Origin of the sequence: Pseudomonas sp. KK18, from assembly GCF_037094675.1 — a bacterium.
Classification (GTDB): domain Bacteria; phylum Pseudomonadota; class Gammaproteobacteria; order Pseudomonadales; family Pseudomonadaceae; genus Aquipseudomonas.
In genome coordinates this window covers 3,517,614-3,532,965 of the sequence record NZ_CP146605.1, presented here as the reverse complement: position 1 = coordinate 3,532,965, position 15,352 = coordinate 3,517,614, and the positions used below count along the sequence as shown (strand labels likewise).

The window sequence follows — 15,352 nt, the reverse complement described above, 5'->3', positions numbered from 1 at the left end:
GTTTTTAACACTCGGCAATTGACTTTCCTTCTTACATGGGAACCGAAGTGAGCCTGGAACGTTGTGTGTGGGCCGCCCCACCCAAAGGGGTGCCGTGGGGAACAGGGAACCTCCCCGGAAAAGGCGCGTATCTCCTAATAAAACAGGTACCCACCGATGCAAAATGTCAGCAACCTCTCCGTGCAACAGCCTGCGCCCCAATTCTTTTCCTCCCCTGCTTCCGGGGCATCGTCCCTGAGCCCCCTGCCAGCCACGCCCCCTGCCGTTGCAGCAGCGCCAGCATCAGCCGCCAGCCGCTCCGATGTGCTGAAACAGCCCATGGCCGACCGGCAGAACTGGCAGAACCTGCTGGACGCCATCAACCTCGCTGCCCCGGCCCTGCAAGACTACGACACCGCCCCCTATGTACAGTCCGTCCTGAAGCTCACACAAATGGCCATTCATCCGGACTCGTCCCATCACAACACCCTGGATATGGGGACCAGGGTCAACCAAAGCCTGGAGGCATTCCTGAATGCCAACGGGGTGCCTCTGCCAACCTCCAAGGCCGAGTTGCTCAAGCTGAAACTGGAAGCGACCGTCAGGATCGCCGCCCACCCTTTCGGTGACCTGGGCGGTGCCCTGTCCTGGCCCGCACCGCTGGACCAGAACCAGCAAACTCAGTTGCGCCTGCTTGCGATGAACCACGCCCACCACCTCGGCGATCAGCCGCAAGTCACGCAGACAAAGAGCGTCCTGGACTTTCTCGCGTACCAGAATCCCATTCCTGTGGCCGCCTTGAACGACCCGGCGAAGATCCTCGAGTTTCTTTTAAGCTCGCCCGAAGGCCAGCTGATGGGCCAGGCCCTGCAGCGCGGGCTCAATGGTATCGAGACCAAGAACAGCCATTACGACTACCTGCTGGCCGCCATCAGTGCACAGATGGATCCCGAGTCAATCCAGGCGCCTCAACGGAACAAACTGGCCGGTTTCGACGTGGCCAGTGAAGAACATTGGGGCAAGCCGGCCTCTGCCATCGTCAACGGGCTGAGCGCACACCTGTCGAGCGAGGGCAGAACGAGCCCCGAGATGGCCCAGGCGGGTGCTTACGTATTGCTGGCAAGAACAGCCCCGGAGTTCCTGATCAAAGACATCCCGGCCAGCGTGACCTATGGCAGCCCGGCCTGGGTCAACCTGGCGGTTGCGGCGGCGTCGATTGAAGCGCAGTCGCCGGGCTCGGTACCGAACATGACTTTCGCCCAAGTGATGCTCAAGGCCGAAAGCGCTGCACTCGCCGAGCCCGCCGTGACCCAAAGCGCACAGAGGGCAGCGCTGATTGATTGGGCCGTGGCCAACGGCGTTATCAGCAAACAACCCAACGATGCCTACAGCCCCGACCAGCTGGAAGCGATACGCGTCGAGTTCACTCAGCAGGTGGATGAACGCATGAAGGCCTCCACCCTGCTGGAGACCGATATCCCGAGCCGCAAGGCCATTGCACTGGCCCAGCTCAAGGAGCGATTTGGCGAAGATGTGCCGTTTGAAAAAAAGGCCCTGACGGTGAAGGACACCCGCCAACAACAGTTTGGCGTACCGCTTTACGACCCAAACCGCGCACCTGCGGGCCTGCATTCGTTGCTGGACATCGCCATGAGTGGCTTGGGCGATTACACCTGGGAATCCAAGGATCCAGACATCACCCAGGCACTGGAAGGCCAGTCGCTCAAGTTCGACGTAAACGCGACATTTCAAAAGCAGTTTGAAGCGTCGATCAAGTCGCTGAATGACGGGGTTGCCACCACCGTAAAGCACCTGATCGCCAGCCTGCCGCTGGAAGATCGAAAAAACATCGAGCAGGGCAACCTCACTTTTTACCAGCCCTCTGTTTATCAATTGGGCCCAAACCTGGTCACCTCGCTTTTCAAACCGATTAAAAATGAGCTGCTGATACAGGTAGAGGGTGGCACGGAACCTGTTACCTATAGGCTGGACATAAAAAACGGCAGCATCAAAAAAGTAACGCCCCAGGATTTCTCTGCGAGTACCTGGGAACTGGCGATCGAGGAAAACAGAATAAAAAAATTCGACGCTTCAGAGGCCACTGAGCCCGAGCGCTCAGCCAGTACAGACACGAACCCACTGCCTCCCAACAGCTTTGCCACCGCCCGTACCCAGTACATCGCGGAGGCATTTGTCGAAAACCTCGACCTGGGCAACGAGGATGTCGTCAAGCAAGCCAAAGGCGCCACGACCTACGACAAGCAAATGGAAACCGAGCTGAAGGTGACCCATTTCTTCCTCGACCTCATTCCCTTCAAGTCAGCGATTGCCAACTTTACCAAGGGTAATTACCTGGAGGGGGCGATTGACCTCCAGTTGGACCTGCTGGGCTTTGTCAGCCTGGGTTCGTCCAAAGCGGCACAGGCGGGCACAAAAGCCCTCAGTGCAGGCGCCAAGGCGCTGAATGTTGCCAAAAAGATCGGTGTCGCCACCATCGGCGCCTTGAACCCGGTGGGCGGCTTGGGCGATTTGCTTCTGGGAGGCGCAGGACTGATTAACCGGGGCGGCAAGTTTGTAGTCGAAAAAAGCATTAACGGGCTAAACAAACTCAAGGGGGCAGCCGGCAGCCATGACCTGTTGAAAGCCGCCGGCAAGGAGCATGGCGTCGCGGCAATCGGCACCATCAAGCTGGCGGATCAAACCGTCGAAGCCTCCGCTGTATTGAACAAGGGCGAATGGTACGCGTACGACGCCCTCAAGAAACAACCCTATGGCCCACCGTTGAAGGGGTTCACGCCACAGACCGTGTCGATCCAGGACAACGTTGAAAGCTTCTGGGAGTACTTTGTCGGAGGGCCGGCCACCAAGGCGCAAAACACACCCTCCAAGCAATTATCCAACTCATTCAAGGCTACGCAGGAACACGCCAGAACAACGAGCCACGATTCGTATATGCGTGGCTATAACAACGGGGTAGTGGATGACATCCCGGGCTACTCGGGCTCCATGGATATCGCAGAGCTCATGGAACTGGCACTTAAGCCGAATCGAAGCCCCGAAGAAATCGGCGCCCTGGCACAGTCAATAGGCAAAAAGCGATCAGAAGTCGGCCTTAAAAACTATGAGTTCTACAAAGCCGAAATTGAGCGCATCCCCGGCATCAAGCTCAGGGGCATGCCCCAGAATTTCTATTTGAGCCATGTGGACACGGTGACCGGAGGCGAATGTGGCGTGTTAGCCAACGCAATGGCCTACGCCGTGTCCGTTGGAAAACAGGACGAGTACATCGACAAGCTTTTCATTGCGGCGGCAACCAAGGAAACCAACCCAAAATCGGCGAGGTTCATCAAGGACATGAGCGAAGCCCAGGATCACTTCAGAAAGCGACCGCACTCGGCTGAAGTCGTCACGCAAAAGTCCTATCAGGCCATCATCGATGACCTGGCCAACGCGACGACGTCCAAGACACTCATCATCGCCACGCCCGTCCACGCGATGACAGCGGGAGTGATCGTGGAAGGCGGCACGCGAAAATGGTTCTATTTCGACCCCAATTTCGGATTGGTCAATTTTCCGACCGAGGACGCCATGAAAAAAGGAATGAAGGAATCGCTGGCCAACAGTAAGACGCCGCTCATCCCGGGAGCGTTTGGGACGCCGACAAACCCGGAATATACGGTCAGCACATTCAAGGCAAGCGAGAACCAGAGCCGGGTGCATGGGTTGGTGTACGGATCCCTTTAACCGATAAAACCGGCAGCTTGAGACCATGGCCGGGGCTTGCTGGTTGTTCCAGCAAGCCCCTGGCAAGTGAGTGGCGGTGATACGCGACATTTGTAGCCGTTACCGGCACAATGTTTTGCTTATCTGGGGAACTTGCCGGGACCGACAATACTCAGGATGAAAACGGTCTTCCCATCGCCCAAGACCTGCCCCTTCCACTGTTCGGGAACCTCCACTATGTCAGCCGCCCCCTCCACCATCCTTGTAGTCGAAGACGACGCCATCGTGCGCATGTTGATCGTCGATGTCCTCGAAGAGCTGGAGTACCAAGTGCTTGAAGCGGCCGATGCCGAAGAAGCCTTGAAAATTGTTCAAGACACCGACCAGACCATCGACCTGATGATGACCGACGTCGGCCTGCCGGACATGGACGGCAAGCAACTGGCCCTCAAGGCCCGTGAAATACGCCCCGCCCTGCCCATCCTGTTCGCCAGCGGTTATGCCGAAAATATCGATTCGCCAGCCGACATGCAGGTGATCGGCAAGCCGTTCTCGATTGATCAGTTGCGTGACAAGGTCAAGTCCATACTGCCTTGACTGCCCCCCGATGCCGCCTTTCACAGGCGGCACTTGATCTCGTTGATGTCAACTGATCGATAGATCTTTGCGTTGAACCTCACGTGCCAAAAGACTTCCCGAGCAACTGAGTGCAAACTCTGCCTGACACGCAAAGGTTCAGCTAGTTGCGACTGTACGCGCCCACCGGAGCCTGCTTTTATAACAGCTGAAAACTCGACGACATCCGACTGACTCAGTAAGGACGCAACAACATGATTCGAACACCGACGCGCCTGCTGCTGGCGAGCCTCTCGATTTTCATGAGTACCGGCGCCTGGGCCGATTTCACCGCCACGCCGAGTGAAGCCCGGGCCATCGCCAAGGAAGCCTATCTTTATGGCTTCCCGGTGGTGGAGATGTACAAGACTCTCTACACCCAGGCTGTCGACAAGACCGGGGCGAACTTCAAGGCGCCGTTCAACCACATCGGGAACACCGCGCAGGCGATAACCCCTAAAGATACAGCGATCCCCACCCCCAACCCGGACACGCCCAACTCCTTTGTCTGGCTCGATCTGCGGGCCGAGCCCGTGGTGTTGACCCTGCCCAGGATCGAAGACAACCGCTACTACGCCGTGCAGTTGGTCGACCTCTATACGCAGAACTTCGGCTATCTGGGCACCCGCAGCACCGGTAACAACGGTGGCCACTACATGATTGCCGGCCCGGGCTGGAAAGGCCAGCAGCCAACCGATATCGACCGCGTCGTGTACAGCGAAAGCAACATCGCCTACGCCCTGTACCGCACTCAATTGTTCGATGAAAAGGACTTGGGCAAAGTCAGACAGATCCAGGGCGGCTATAAGGTCCAGACCCTGAGCAGCTACGTGAAGCAGCCCAAACCCATCAAGCCGCCGAAAATTGCCTGGCCCAAGCCTACGCCGAACATGAGCGACAGCGTGCATCTGTTCCGCTATCTGAACTTCATGCTGGCCTACGCAGCACCGCAGGACAGTGAGAAAGACGTGCTCGCGCGTTTTGCCAGGATCGGCGTCGAGGCGGGTAAACCGTTCGACCTCAAGGCCCTGACGGTTGAGCAACGCAAAGCGCTGGATGACGGCATCGCCGACGGCAAAGCCGAGTATGCAGCCTTCAAAAAAGACAAGATCGATACCCATCAAGTATCCAGTGCAGACCTGTTCGGCAATCGCGACCACCTTCAAAACAACTACCTGTACCGCTACGCTGGCGCCAACCTGCACCTGTTTGGCAACTCCGGCGATGAAACGGCCTACCTGCGCTACTCCGTGGACAGCGAGGGCAAACCCGCCAACGGCGCACGCCACAGCTACACCCTGCACTTCGCCAAGGACCAGTTGCCACCGACCGACGCATTCTGGTCACTGACCATGTACAACGCCAAGACCAATCTGCTGACCCCCAACCTGAAGAAGCGCTACGTGCTCACGTCGGGGATGTTGCCCAACTTCAAGCTCGACGCCGATGGCGGCCTGACGCTGTTGGTCGCGCACCACGAGCCACCGAAGGCGGAACAAAGCAACTGGCTGCCAGCACCACCCGGCCCGTTCTATGCCCTATTGCGCATTTACCTGCCCAAGCCTGAAGTGGGTAACGGGCAATGGAAGCAGCCACCGCTCACACCGATCAAATAGCACCCGCTCAAGTCGCGCACCGTTTGAGGCTTAGCCCTTTTTAAGCTTCAAAAACGATTGATGCAGGTCCGACGCCCAGCCGTCGATGACGTTTTTCACGTCATCGGCTTTCATCACCTGGGAGTCGTTTGCCAACGGTTTACCGGTGCCTTTGCGCACGACTTGGGCGACCACCTTGCCACTGGCACCGTCGAGGAATTGGGCTTCGGTGCCCAAGGTGGTTTCCTGGTCACGAATCCCGGCGCCCGTGCTGACCGTGGCGACCACCAGGGCGACAGGAATGTACTCATAGGGCTTGAGACTTTCGGTCTTGCTGCTGACGGCAGTGATCGCCGCACGCACCACAATCACGCCCGGGCCTGGTCCGTCGGCCAGAGGCAAGGACTTTTCCAGTTCGCGCTTGAGCGCCTGGCTGTAGTAGGTGCTGATGCCCTGCAAGGTGCTTTCAGGGATCCTGGTGCTGGCTTGCGGCTTGGGGTAGAACTGGGTGGGCTCGATGTACACCGCGTTATAGCGGCTCAGACTCAGGTTGGGGTCCACCCAACGCATCACCTGCGCGCCCGATGGCGACTTGGCTTCCTTGAGGTTGCTGTAGTCGGAGAGAAACCCGGAGTATTCGTCCGGCTGCGTCACCTTGCTGGAACACCCCATCACCCCGATCGTGGCAATACACACGGTGCTGATCATTATTCCCAGTTTCATCGCGAGACTCCTTGGCTGACGTTGAGGAAGCGTTGAGCGTTAGGTATAGCTGATGCTGGAGCTGCGGCAATGAAGCAAACCCTCCAGGGGCGGCCTGCATTAACAGTCTTTGACAGTTTCCCGACAAAGCTCACAAAGACTCATCGACGGCCCGCCCCTAGCATTCGAGCATCCAAACCACCCCTCGGGTGCTCATCATGTTTCGCACATTGCGCAGTATTCCGCTGCTGGGTTGCCTGCTGGGCAGCCTCGGCTGCCACGGCCAGCCGCCGGCCCCGCCGCCCATTCCCAAGGGCGACTACAGCGCAATCATCCGCTACCTGCAAAAACGCATTCCCAGCGAAATGGCCAGGCAAAACATACCCGGCCTGTCCATCGCCCTGGTCAACGGCCAGGAACTGATCTGGGCCCAGGGCTTTGGCCTGGCCGACAAGGCCCTGGGCAAACCCGTCACCCCCAACACCGCGTTCCGCGCCGGCGCCCTCTCCAAACTGCTGACCGCCACCGCCGCCCTGCAACTGGTGGAGCAACAGCGCCTGGCCCTCGACGCCCCGATCCAGGACACCCTGCGGGAGTTCTACGTACGCTCGCGCTTTCATTCCGACCAGGCTGCCGCCGACCGCGACATCACCCTGCGCCGCCTGCTCAGCCACCAGTCCGGCCTGCCCAGCGAACACCTGCGGGACGTGCGCAACACCTTCGCCATGGGCCAGATGCCAATGCGTATTTCAGGGGTTTGGCTGAGCACGCCACCGGGGACCCAGGTGGCCTATTCCAACCTCGGCTACGCCCTGGTCGGCGCCGCCATCGAACGCAGCAGTCGGCAGGATTTCGAAACCCGACTGCAAAGCAGCCTGCTCAAGCCCCTGGAGATGAACCAGTCGAGCTTCGTCGGCACCGGCGCGCAACCGGGCTTTCGCGCCCGGGGTTATGCAGACGGCACCGTCAGCGCCGACGCCCAGGTGCGCGACCTTGCGGCCGGTGGCTTGTGGAGCAGCCCCAAGGACCTCAGCCACTACGTGCGCATGCTCTTCGCCCGGGGCCTCTATAAAGACAGACAGGTACTGGGCAGCCAGTCGATTGACGAGATGTTCAGCCAGCAAAACACCGGCAACGCCCTGGACTTCGACTGCCAGATGGGCCTGGGATGGTTTCTCGCCCCTTGCGGCGATGAGCCGGTGGGCCCCGGCATTCGCACCTTCCAGCACAGCGGTGGCGGAGATGATTTCGCGGCGCAACTGACGATGCTGCCGGACCAGCAACTGGCCGTGATCGTGATGGCCAACGACAGCAACGCCGAAGAGATGGTGGTGTCCCTGACCACCGACACCCTGCGCCTGATGCTCCAGGCCCAGACCGGCGACCCGGTGTGTGCCGACAACTGCCAGGCGCCCGCCCACGGCCTGAAAATCCGCCAGGTGCCCGCCGCGATCGACCGCAGGCGCCTGGCGGGTTTCTACGCCACGGCCTGGGGTGTCTTCCGTATCAAGGACGAAAACGGCCAGCTGTATGGCGAGTTGGCCGACACCCGTTTCGAACTGCTGCGCGACGGCCAGGGCTGGCTGCGGGCACAACAGAAATTCCTCGGCTTCTGGCTCAAGGACCTCGGCGAACTGGGCCGTGTGCAGCTGGATGTGGTAACGGTGCAAGGGCGCCAGATGCTCACCGCCCGCAGCCACGGCCAACGCGTCCCGGTGGGCGAACGCATCGAACAGACCCCGCTGAGCAATGCCTGGGCCGACACCATCGGTACCTATCAAGTGCTCAACACCCATGAGCCCGACGCGCCCCTGAGCGGCATCAGCGTGCGCCTGGAGAACGGCTTCCTGGTGATCCGCGGCCAACTGCACGACGAGCCGCTGACCGACTACATCCTGCTGCCCGTGGACAACGCCCACGCGGTGCTGGCCGGCAACGGCTATGGCCTGGGCGATACCGTGAGTCGCCAGGTCAACGGCCTGAGCGCCTCCGGCTACCACTTCAAACGTACCGATTCTCCCCACAACCCCTTGAGTCTCTGACCTCACATGAAGACCATCATGCGTTCAAAACACCTGTGCCTGTCCCTGACGTCGCTGTACCTGCTGGCCAGCGCCGACACCCTGCTGGCCGACGACTGGGAGTACACCCTCAAGGCCGGCGTGGCCAACCTGCCCCGCTACAGCGGCAGCGACGAGCGAGTCACCGCGCCGGTGCTGGGGGCGGCCATCGTCAGCCCGTGGGGGATTTTCCTCGACACCGACAAGGGCCTGGGCTGGGGTTATGACGGCGGCGGTGCGAGCTTCAGCGCCTACGTCGGCGCCAGCGGCTCACGCAAGGACGAAAGCAAGACCGGGCGCCCGGGCTCGAAGAAACTCAAGGGTATGGGCGAGATCAAGACTCGCGCCCAGGTGGGTGTCAGTGGCAGCTATAACCTGGGCGGGGTGATTCTCGGCGCAACCCTGGAGCATGCGCTTGAGGAAGATGATCACAAGGATTCCGGCAAGGCGTTCACCCACCTGGAGCTGAGCCTGGGCACCAACCTGTACGACGGCGACTACGGTTCGCTGGATGCCAGCCTCAGCAGCCATTTTGGCGACAGCAACTACCTGCAGACCTGGTACGGCGTCACCACCGGCCAGGCCGCACAGAGTCGCTTCAAGGCCTACAAGGCCAGCGGCGGCAACATCAGCAACGGGATGAATCTGGTGTGGAGCTTGCCGATCAGCGAACACACACAGTTTTCGACGCTGTTGGATGTGCAGTACCTGGCAGACAAGGCCGGGCAAAGCCCGATTGTGGAGAGACGCTTGCAGACGTCGGTGATGGGGATGGTCGAATACACGTTCTAACTTTGGTAACCCAATCAAAATGTGGGAGCGGGCTTGCCTGCGATACAGGCACCTCGGTCTTTCAGTCAGACCCGGGTGATGCTATCGCAGGCAAGCCAGCTCCCACATTTGATCTTCACAGCCTTCGAGATAGCTACTCGGCATACGCCCAGGTCATCCGGAACGATGCCCCGCCCCACTCCGAATCCAGCACTTCAACCTGCCCGCCATGCCATTGGCACACCCGCCGCACCAGCGCCAGGCCGAGGCCGAAGCCACCGGTGCGGCGGTCACGGCTGGCGTCCAGGCGCAGGAACGGCTCGAAAATCTTCCCTCGCCCTTCCACCGGCACACCGGGCCCGTCGTCATTGACCCGTACTTCATAGCCGGTGCCAAACTTCACCAGCGACACTTCCACGCGCCGGTCGGCATAGCGAATTGCATTGCGCAACAGGTTGATCACCGCCCGTGCCATAAAGCGCGGCTCGATACGGATGTAATCGACTTCACAGGTGCGCAGCAGCAACTGCACGCCTGCCGCCTCGGCCTCCAGGGCGACGCTGCCGATCACACTGTCGAGCCAGCTGTGGGCCTCGATGCTTTCCCGGGTGATCTGCGTGGCGCCGCGCTCCAGGCTGGCGTAGGTCAACAGTTCCGAGACCATTTCTTCCAGCTCGCCGAGGTCGGCATACATGTCGGCGATCAGTGCGCGGCTCTCCCGTGGATCGGCCTGTTGCTTGAGCTGGTCGAGCTCAAACGACAGCCGCGCAATCGGCGTACGCAGCTCGTGAGACACGGCGTTGGTCAACTCGCGCTGGTTGGCGATCAGGCTTTCAATGCGCTCGGCCATCTGGTTGAAGTGCCCCGCCAGCTCGCGCACGGTAGAACGGCGCGGCAGCAGGATGCGCGAGCCGAGATCGTTGTCACCGAAACGTTGCGCGGCCAGGCGGATATGCTCCAGGTCACGCCAATGGGGCCGAACCCAGAAGTACAGGACAATCGCCAGGCACAGGCCGAGAAAGCCATAGGCCCACATGTACAGCCACTTGGGCTCTTCCGGCAGTTTGATTTCCAGCAGTTGGTGGCCGCCGTCGATGTTGGAGATGAACTCCATGAAATCCCCACGCACCACCAACTCGCCACTGGCCAGCAGCTGCTGCTCACGCTCGGTAAGTTTCAGCCTGTCCCGCTGCACCAGCGCCAGGCGCAGCCCATAGTGCGGTTGCAGCTCGGCCAGGCGGGCGGCGCGCGCTTCCCCCGTCACCGGCCGCAATTGTTCCACCACCCCATACGCCGGGCCGCGTAGGGCTTCGCGGTTGTAGGTTTCGTTGGCTTCCGGCAACAGCTCATCGAAGGTGTAGTTCACCAGCCAGATCGCCCCGGCCAAGCCAATGGCCAGGATGATATACAGACGCAGAAACAGCCTTAACATCTAGACCTCCCAGGCGAACGGATTGAACAGGTAGCCCTTGCCCCAGATGGTCTTGATGCACACCGGTTCCCGGGGGTTGTCATTGAGCTTGCCGCGCAGCTTGCTGATGTACACGTCGACGCTGCGGTTGAGCCCGTCAAAGGCAATGCCGCGCATGCGGTTGAGGATGTCATCGCGGGAGAGGATTTTCCCGGCGGCGCTGGCCAGCAACCACAGCAGTTCGAATTCCATGGTGGTCAGGTCGATCTTCTCCCCGCCCAGGCTCACCACCCGGCAACTGCGGTCGATGGCCAGTCGGCCGAACTCAAGGGCGCCGCGCACCGTGGGTTCCGGCGCCTGGCGACGTTGCAGGGCGCGCAGGCGAGCCAGCAGCACAGGCGGCTTGATTGGCTTGATCACATAATCATCGGCGCCGGACTCCAGGCCGAGAATGTGGTCGAGGTCGTCTTCCTTGGCGGTGAGGATCACGATGGGCGTGTCGGACACGTTGCGAATTTCACGGCACACATGCAGGCCGCTCTGGCCGGGCAGCATCAGGTCGAGCACGACGATCTTCGGCTTGAACTCCAGGAACGCCGCCAGCGCCAGATCGCCGCGGTGCACGGCCAGCACCTCGAAGCCATGCTGGGACAGGAAATGGGCGATCAGCCCTGCCAGCTTCTCATCGTCCTCCACGAGCAAGACCTTGCCGAGACCCAAGTTATCCATAAATTTCCAGTGCACGCGCGGATTGAAGTGTGCGCATTATAGGTGGCAAGCCGGCAGACTAAAGCAGCTGGCCATCACTGGCCGACGAAGCTTCATGCTTTTAAGAGTTTTTAACAGTTTCACCGCAGTCTTTAACTCGGTACCGTCCGCCAGATGCGCCCCACACGCTTTTCGGAAGTGTCGCTGATGACAACACCACAAACACAAGAGAATCATGGCCCTCTACCTACATAGCGGGAGAAAACCATGTTCGTTCGTCACAAATCAGACATAGAAAACACCGCGCACTTTGTCGAATGGGGCGCTGGCACCAGCCATCGGTTGCTGACGGAAAAGGACGGGATGGGTTATACCGTCTGCCACACCGTCGTGCGTGCCGGCACCGAGTCACTGCTGCAATACCGCAATCACCTGGAGGCTTGCTACTGCATCGCCGGTGAGGGTGAAGTCGAAGATATGGACGGTAACGTCTACCCGATCCGCCCCGGTGATATTTATGCGCTGGACCAACACGACTGCCATTATCTAAGAGGCGGAAAGGAGCAGGACCTGGTGCTGGTCAGCGTATTCAACCCGCCGCTCAAGGGCGACGAGCGCCACAATCTCACGGATAAATCCGGCTCCGGCTACTGACGACAATTTGACTCACGGACACGAGCACACCATGCGCAAGGATTACCTGGCTTTCTTCATTTCGTTGTTTCTGTCACGCCTGGCCGACCAGATTCTGTTGTTCATCGTGCCGCTGATCGTGTTCCAGACCACCAACAGTGTGTCCTGGGCGGGCCTGGCGTTTTTTGTCGAATCCTTGCCGCGGTACCTGTCGTTCCCGGTGTGCGGGGCGTTGTGCGACAAATACCCCGCCGTGCGCGTCCTGCATATCAGCCAGGTGTACCGGGCGCTGGCGTGTGGGGCGGCGGTGCTGCTGTATGGAATGTTCGACGGGATTTACTGGATTGTCATGCTTTCGGCGCTGTGCGGCGTGTTGACCACCCAGGGCATCATGGCCCGGGAAGTGCTGCTGCCGCATATCTTCAAGCATTACACCTACGCCAAGACCTTGTCCTACTCGCAGATTGCCGACCAGACCGGGCTGGTGCTGGGCCCGCTGGTGGCCGCGCTGATGTTGGGCGTCTGGGCCTGGCACTGGGTCGTGCTGGGGGTTGCCGGGCTGTTCCTGCTGGCGGACCTGACGATGCGCATCTGGCAACGCCACACCACGGTCAATCTTGAAACCTTCGAGCAGCACAACGACATCTGGCTGCAGCCGTTGCGCGTTGCCTTCGGGCATATCCGCGACCTGCCGGAGCTGAAAAGGATTATCGCCCTGGCGGTGGGTGTGAACCTGATCATCGGCGTCACCCTCGCCACTTCCGCCGCGATGGTCATTGGCCAATACGCCGCCGGCAAGGACACCTACGCCGGGTTGCAGGCGGCCGGCGCGCTGGTGACCATCGCCATCCTGTTTTTCCTGGCGCGCGCGTCCCTGCCGCTCAAGGTGCTGGGCGGTTTGTCGTATTCGATGATTGCCGTGGGAGCGTTGATCACGGCCATCAGCCCGAATGTGTGGGCTTATGCCGTGGGTTTCCTGCTGCTGACCGGTTTCGACAAGATGTTCAACGTGTACATCCGCAGTGTCCGACAACGGGTAATCCCGGCCCGGGACTTTGGCAAGACGGTGGGCGTGCTGACCTTGCTCAACAACCTCTCGCAGCCGCTGGCCGGGTTGCTGATCGCACTGCTGGCGGCGCCGCTGGGGACGCAGGCGGTGATCCTAATACTCGCCGGGATCACCGCGTTGCTCGGTGCAGCGGTTGCGTCAGGCTGGCACGCCACTGTGAAAGCGGAACTCGACGTCCGGTGACTCGATCAGTTCCTGCTCGGCGGCGCGTACACGGTCGATGACCTGGGCGATGTCCTTGGCGTCGCCGTACTGGTAAGCCAGTTTCAGGTAACCCTGGAAATGCCGGGCCTCGCTTTTCAGCAGGCCGAAATAGAACTTGCCGAGTTCTTCGTCCAAATGCGGCACCAGCGCTTCGAAACGCTCGCAACTGCGGGCTTCGATAAACGCGCCGACCACCAGGGTATCCACCAGTTTGACCGGTTCATGGCTGCGCACCACCTTGCGCAAACCCGAAGCGTAGCGGCCGGCGGACAGCTGGCGCAGCTCGATCTTGCGCTTCTTCATCAGGCGCATGACTTGCTCATGGTGCACCAGTTCTTCCCGTGCCAGGCGTGACATCAGGTTGATCAGGTCGACGTGGGAATGGTACTTGGCGATCAGGCTCAAGGCGGTGCTGGCGGCCTTGAATTCACAGTTCTTGTGGTCGATCAGCAGGGTTTCCTGGTCGGCCAACGCGGCCTGGACCCAGCCGTCGGGGGTGCGGCAACCGAGGAATTCGTGGATTTCTGGCAGGTTCATCGGGCTCACGGGCAAAGATTCACAAAAGGCCGGCGATTATACCGACCGCGCCGCAGACCGCCAGCTACCGGGCTTGATGTGCATCAACATGACGTGTGCCGGGCAGCAACTATAGTTGTTCCACGCCCACCCTTTTTTGGAGAACCCGACCATGCAAGCCATACGCAGCATCCTGGTGGTCATCGAGCCTGCGCATTCGGAAAGCCTGGCCCTCAAGCGCGCCAAGCTGATTGCCGGCGTCACCGGGGCACATTTGCATTTGTTGGTGTGTGACAAGAAGCACGAGCATTCTGCGATGTTGAGCCTGCTGAAAGCCGGTTTGCAGGAGGATGGCTACAGCGTCACCACCGAACAGGCGTGGAATGACAGCCTGCATGAAACCATCATCGACGTGCAGCAGGCAGAGGGTTGTGGGTTGGTGGTCAAGCAGCATTTCGCTGACAGCCCGCTGAAAAAGGCGCTGTTGACGCCTGCCGACTGGAAGTTGATGCGCTACTGCCCGACTCCGGTGCTGCTGGTGAAGACGTCCAGGCCTTGGGCTGGCGGGGTGATTTTGGCGGCCATCGATGTGGGCAATTCTGATGCCGAGCATCAGGCATTGCATAACGCGATCATTGATCATGGGTTTGATATCGCGAGCCTGGCCAAGGCGCAGTTGCATGTGATCAGTGCGCATCCGTCGCCGATGTTGTCGGCGGCGGATCCGGTGTTTCAGCTCAAGGAGACGATCGAGGCGCGCTATCGTGAGCAGTGCAAGGCGTTCCAGGCGGAGTTTGATATTGACGACACTCATCTGCATATCGAGGAAGGGCCGGCGGATGTGTTGATTCCTCACGCGGCGCACAAGTGGCAGGCGGCGGTGACCATCATTGGTACGGTGGCGCGCACCGGGATTTCCGGGGCGTTGATCGGGAATACGGCGGAGGTGGTGCTGGATGCGGTGGACAGTGATGTGTTGGTGCTTAAGCCGCAGGAGTTGATGGATCATCTGGAAGAGCTGGCTAATGGGTGAGTGTTGAAGTGCAAAATCAAAAGCTAAAGCGGGCACGGTCCACTGTAGGAGCTGGCTTGCCGGCGATGGCATCACCTCGGTGTGTCTGATGTACCGAGGTGCCTGCATCGCCGGCAAGCCAGCTCCTACAGAAGAGCAGCTCTGCTTTCGCTCTGGTTTTTGATCTGGCTTTTAACACTCAGGTCGGCTTTCAGGCCGCCGTGCCCTTGCTTTTGATCTTGATCTGACTGCCCCAATAAGCCCGAGGCCGAACGCAGGTATTGCGCAGCGGGTAAACCGGCAGGACGCCGGTTTAGCCGTTGTAAGGGCGGAACCATAAGTGGCCGTTACCGC

General features: G+C 60.1%; 12 protein-coding genes. 8 read left to right on the top strand and 4 right to left on the bottom strand.

Features of this window, described 5'->3' with window-relative positions:
• Nucleotides 1-156 precede the first annotated feature (156 nt).
• The 3 genes from V6607_RS16170 (at nt 157) to V6607_RS16160 (ending at nt 5,933) form a co-directional block, all read left to right on the top strand.
• Nucleotides 157-3,723 carry a hypothetical protein gene (locus V6607_RS16170; RefSeq protein WP_256662426.1) on the top strand — a complete coding sequence of 1,189 codons (3,567 nt, stop codon included), beginning with the start codon at nt 157-159 and terminating at the stop codon, nt 3,721-3,723.
• Nucleotides 3,724-3,939: 216 nt separating this feature from the next.
• Nucleotides 3,940-4,299 (top strand): response regulator, encoded by a 360-nt coding sequence (locus V6607_RS16165; protein ID WP_003217574.1) that lies wholly within the window; start codon nt 3,940-3,942, stop codon nt 4,297-4,299.
• Between the two features lie 233 nt (nt 4,300-4,532).
• The gene (locus V6607_RS16160) at nt 4,533-5,933 is read left to right on the top strand and encodes a DUF1254 domain-containing protein (protein WP_003217572.1); all 1,401 of its coding nucleotides are present in this window, start codon (nt 4,533-4,535) and stop codon (nt 5,931-5,933) included.
• A 30-nt stretch (nt 5,934-5,963) separates the two neighbouring features.
• On the opposite strand, the gene V6607_RS16155 is transcribed toward V6607_RS16160, so the two are convergent.
• The gene (locus tag V6607_RS16155) at nt 5,964-6,635 is read right to left on the bottom strand and encodes a DUF3313 domain-containing protein (protein WP_087693015.1); all 672 of its coding nucleotides are present in this window, start codon (nt 6,633-6,635) and stop codon (nt 5,964-5,966) included.
• A 197-nt stretch (nt 6,636-6,832) separates the two neighbouring features.
• On the opposite strand from V6607_RS16155, the gene V6607_RS16150 reads away from it, so the two are divergent.
• Nucleotides 6,833-8,656, top strand: coding sequence for a serine hydrolase domain-containing protein (locus tag V6607_RS16150; RefSeq protein ID WP_134326613.1), 1,824 nt, complete (start codon nt 6,833-6,835; stop codon nt 8,654-8,656).
• A 6-nt stretch (nt 8,657-8,662) separates the two neighbouring features.
• Nucleotides 8,663-9,466, top strand: coding sequence for a MipA/OmpV family protein (locus tag V6607_RS16145; RefSeq protein WP_134326612.1), 804 nt, complete (start codon nt 8,663-8,665; stop codon nt 9,464-9,466).
• A 133-nt stretch (nt 9,467-9,599) separates the two neighbouring features.
• Here V6607_RS16145 and V6607_RS16140 read toward each other — a convergent pair whose 3' ends face one another.
• Together V6607_RS16140 and V6607_RS16135 are read right to left on the bottom strand one after the other, a co-directional pair.
• The gene (locus V6607_RS16140) at nt 9,600-10,877 is read right to left on the bottom strand and encodes an ATP-binding protein (RefSeq protein ID WP_087693018.1); all 1,278 of its coding nucleotides are present in this window, start codon (nt 10,875-10,877) and stop codon (nt 9,600-9,602) included.
• Nucleotides 10,878-11,585: a winged helix-turn-helix domain-containing protein gene (locus V6607_RS16135; RefSeq protein WP_003217561.1), complete on the bottom strand. Its 708-nt coding sequence runs from the start codon at nt 11,583-11,585 to the stop codon at nt 10,878-10,880.
• A gap of 246 nt (nt 11,586-11,831) precedes the next feature.
• Here V6607_RS16135 and V6607_RS16130 point away from each other — a divergent pair, with 246 nt between their 5' ends.
• Together V6607_RS16130 and V6607_RS16125 are read left to right on the top strand one after the other, a co-directional pair.
• Nucleotides 11,832-12,218, top strand: coding sequence for an ectoine synthase (locus tag V6607_RS16130; protein ID WP_003217559.1), 387 nt, complete (start codon nt 11,832-11,834; stop codon nt 12,216-12,218).
• A 31-nt stretch (nt 12,219-12,249) separates the two neighbouring features.
• Nucleotides 12,250-13,449 (top strand): MFS transporter, encoded by a 1,200-nt coding sequence (locus V6607_RS16125; protein ID WP_134326611.1) that lies wholly within the window; start codon nt 12,250-12,252, stop codon nt 13,447-13,449.
• Here the strand turns inward: V6607_RS16125 and miaE are convergent.
• Entirely contained in the window at nt 13,405-14,007 is a 603-nt protein-coding gene (miaE, locus tag V6607_RS16120; protein ID WP_008431008.1) for a tRNA isopentenyl-2-thiomethyl-A-37 hydroxylase MiaE, read from the bottom strand. The genes V6607_RS16125 and miaE overlap by 45 nt on opposite strands.
• A 151-nt stretch (nt 14,008-14,158) precedes the next feature.
• Between miaE and V6607_RS16115 the strand changes: the two genes are divergently transcribed.
• Complete coding sequence (locus V6607_RS16115) at nt 14,159-15,019, top strand: universal stress protein (RefSeq protein WP_134326610.1); 861 nt, start codon at nt 14,159-14,161, stop codon at nt 15,017-15,019.
• The last annotated feature ends 333 nt before the right edge of the window (nt 15,020-15,352 follow it).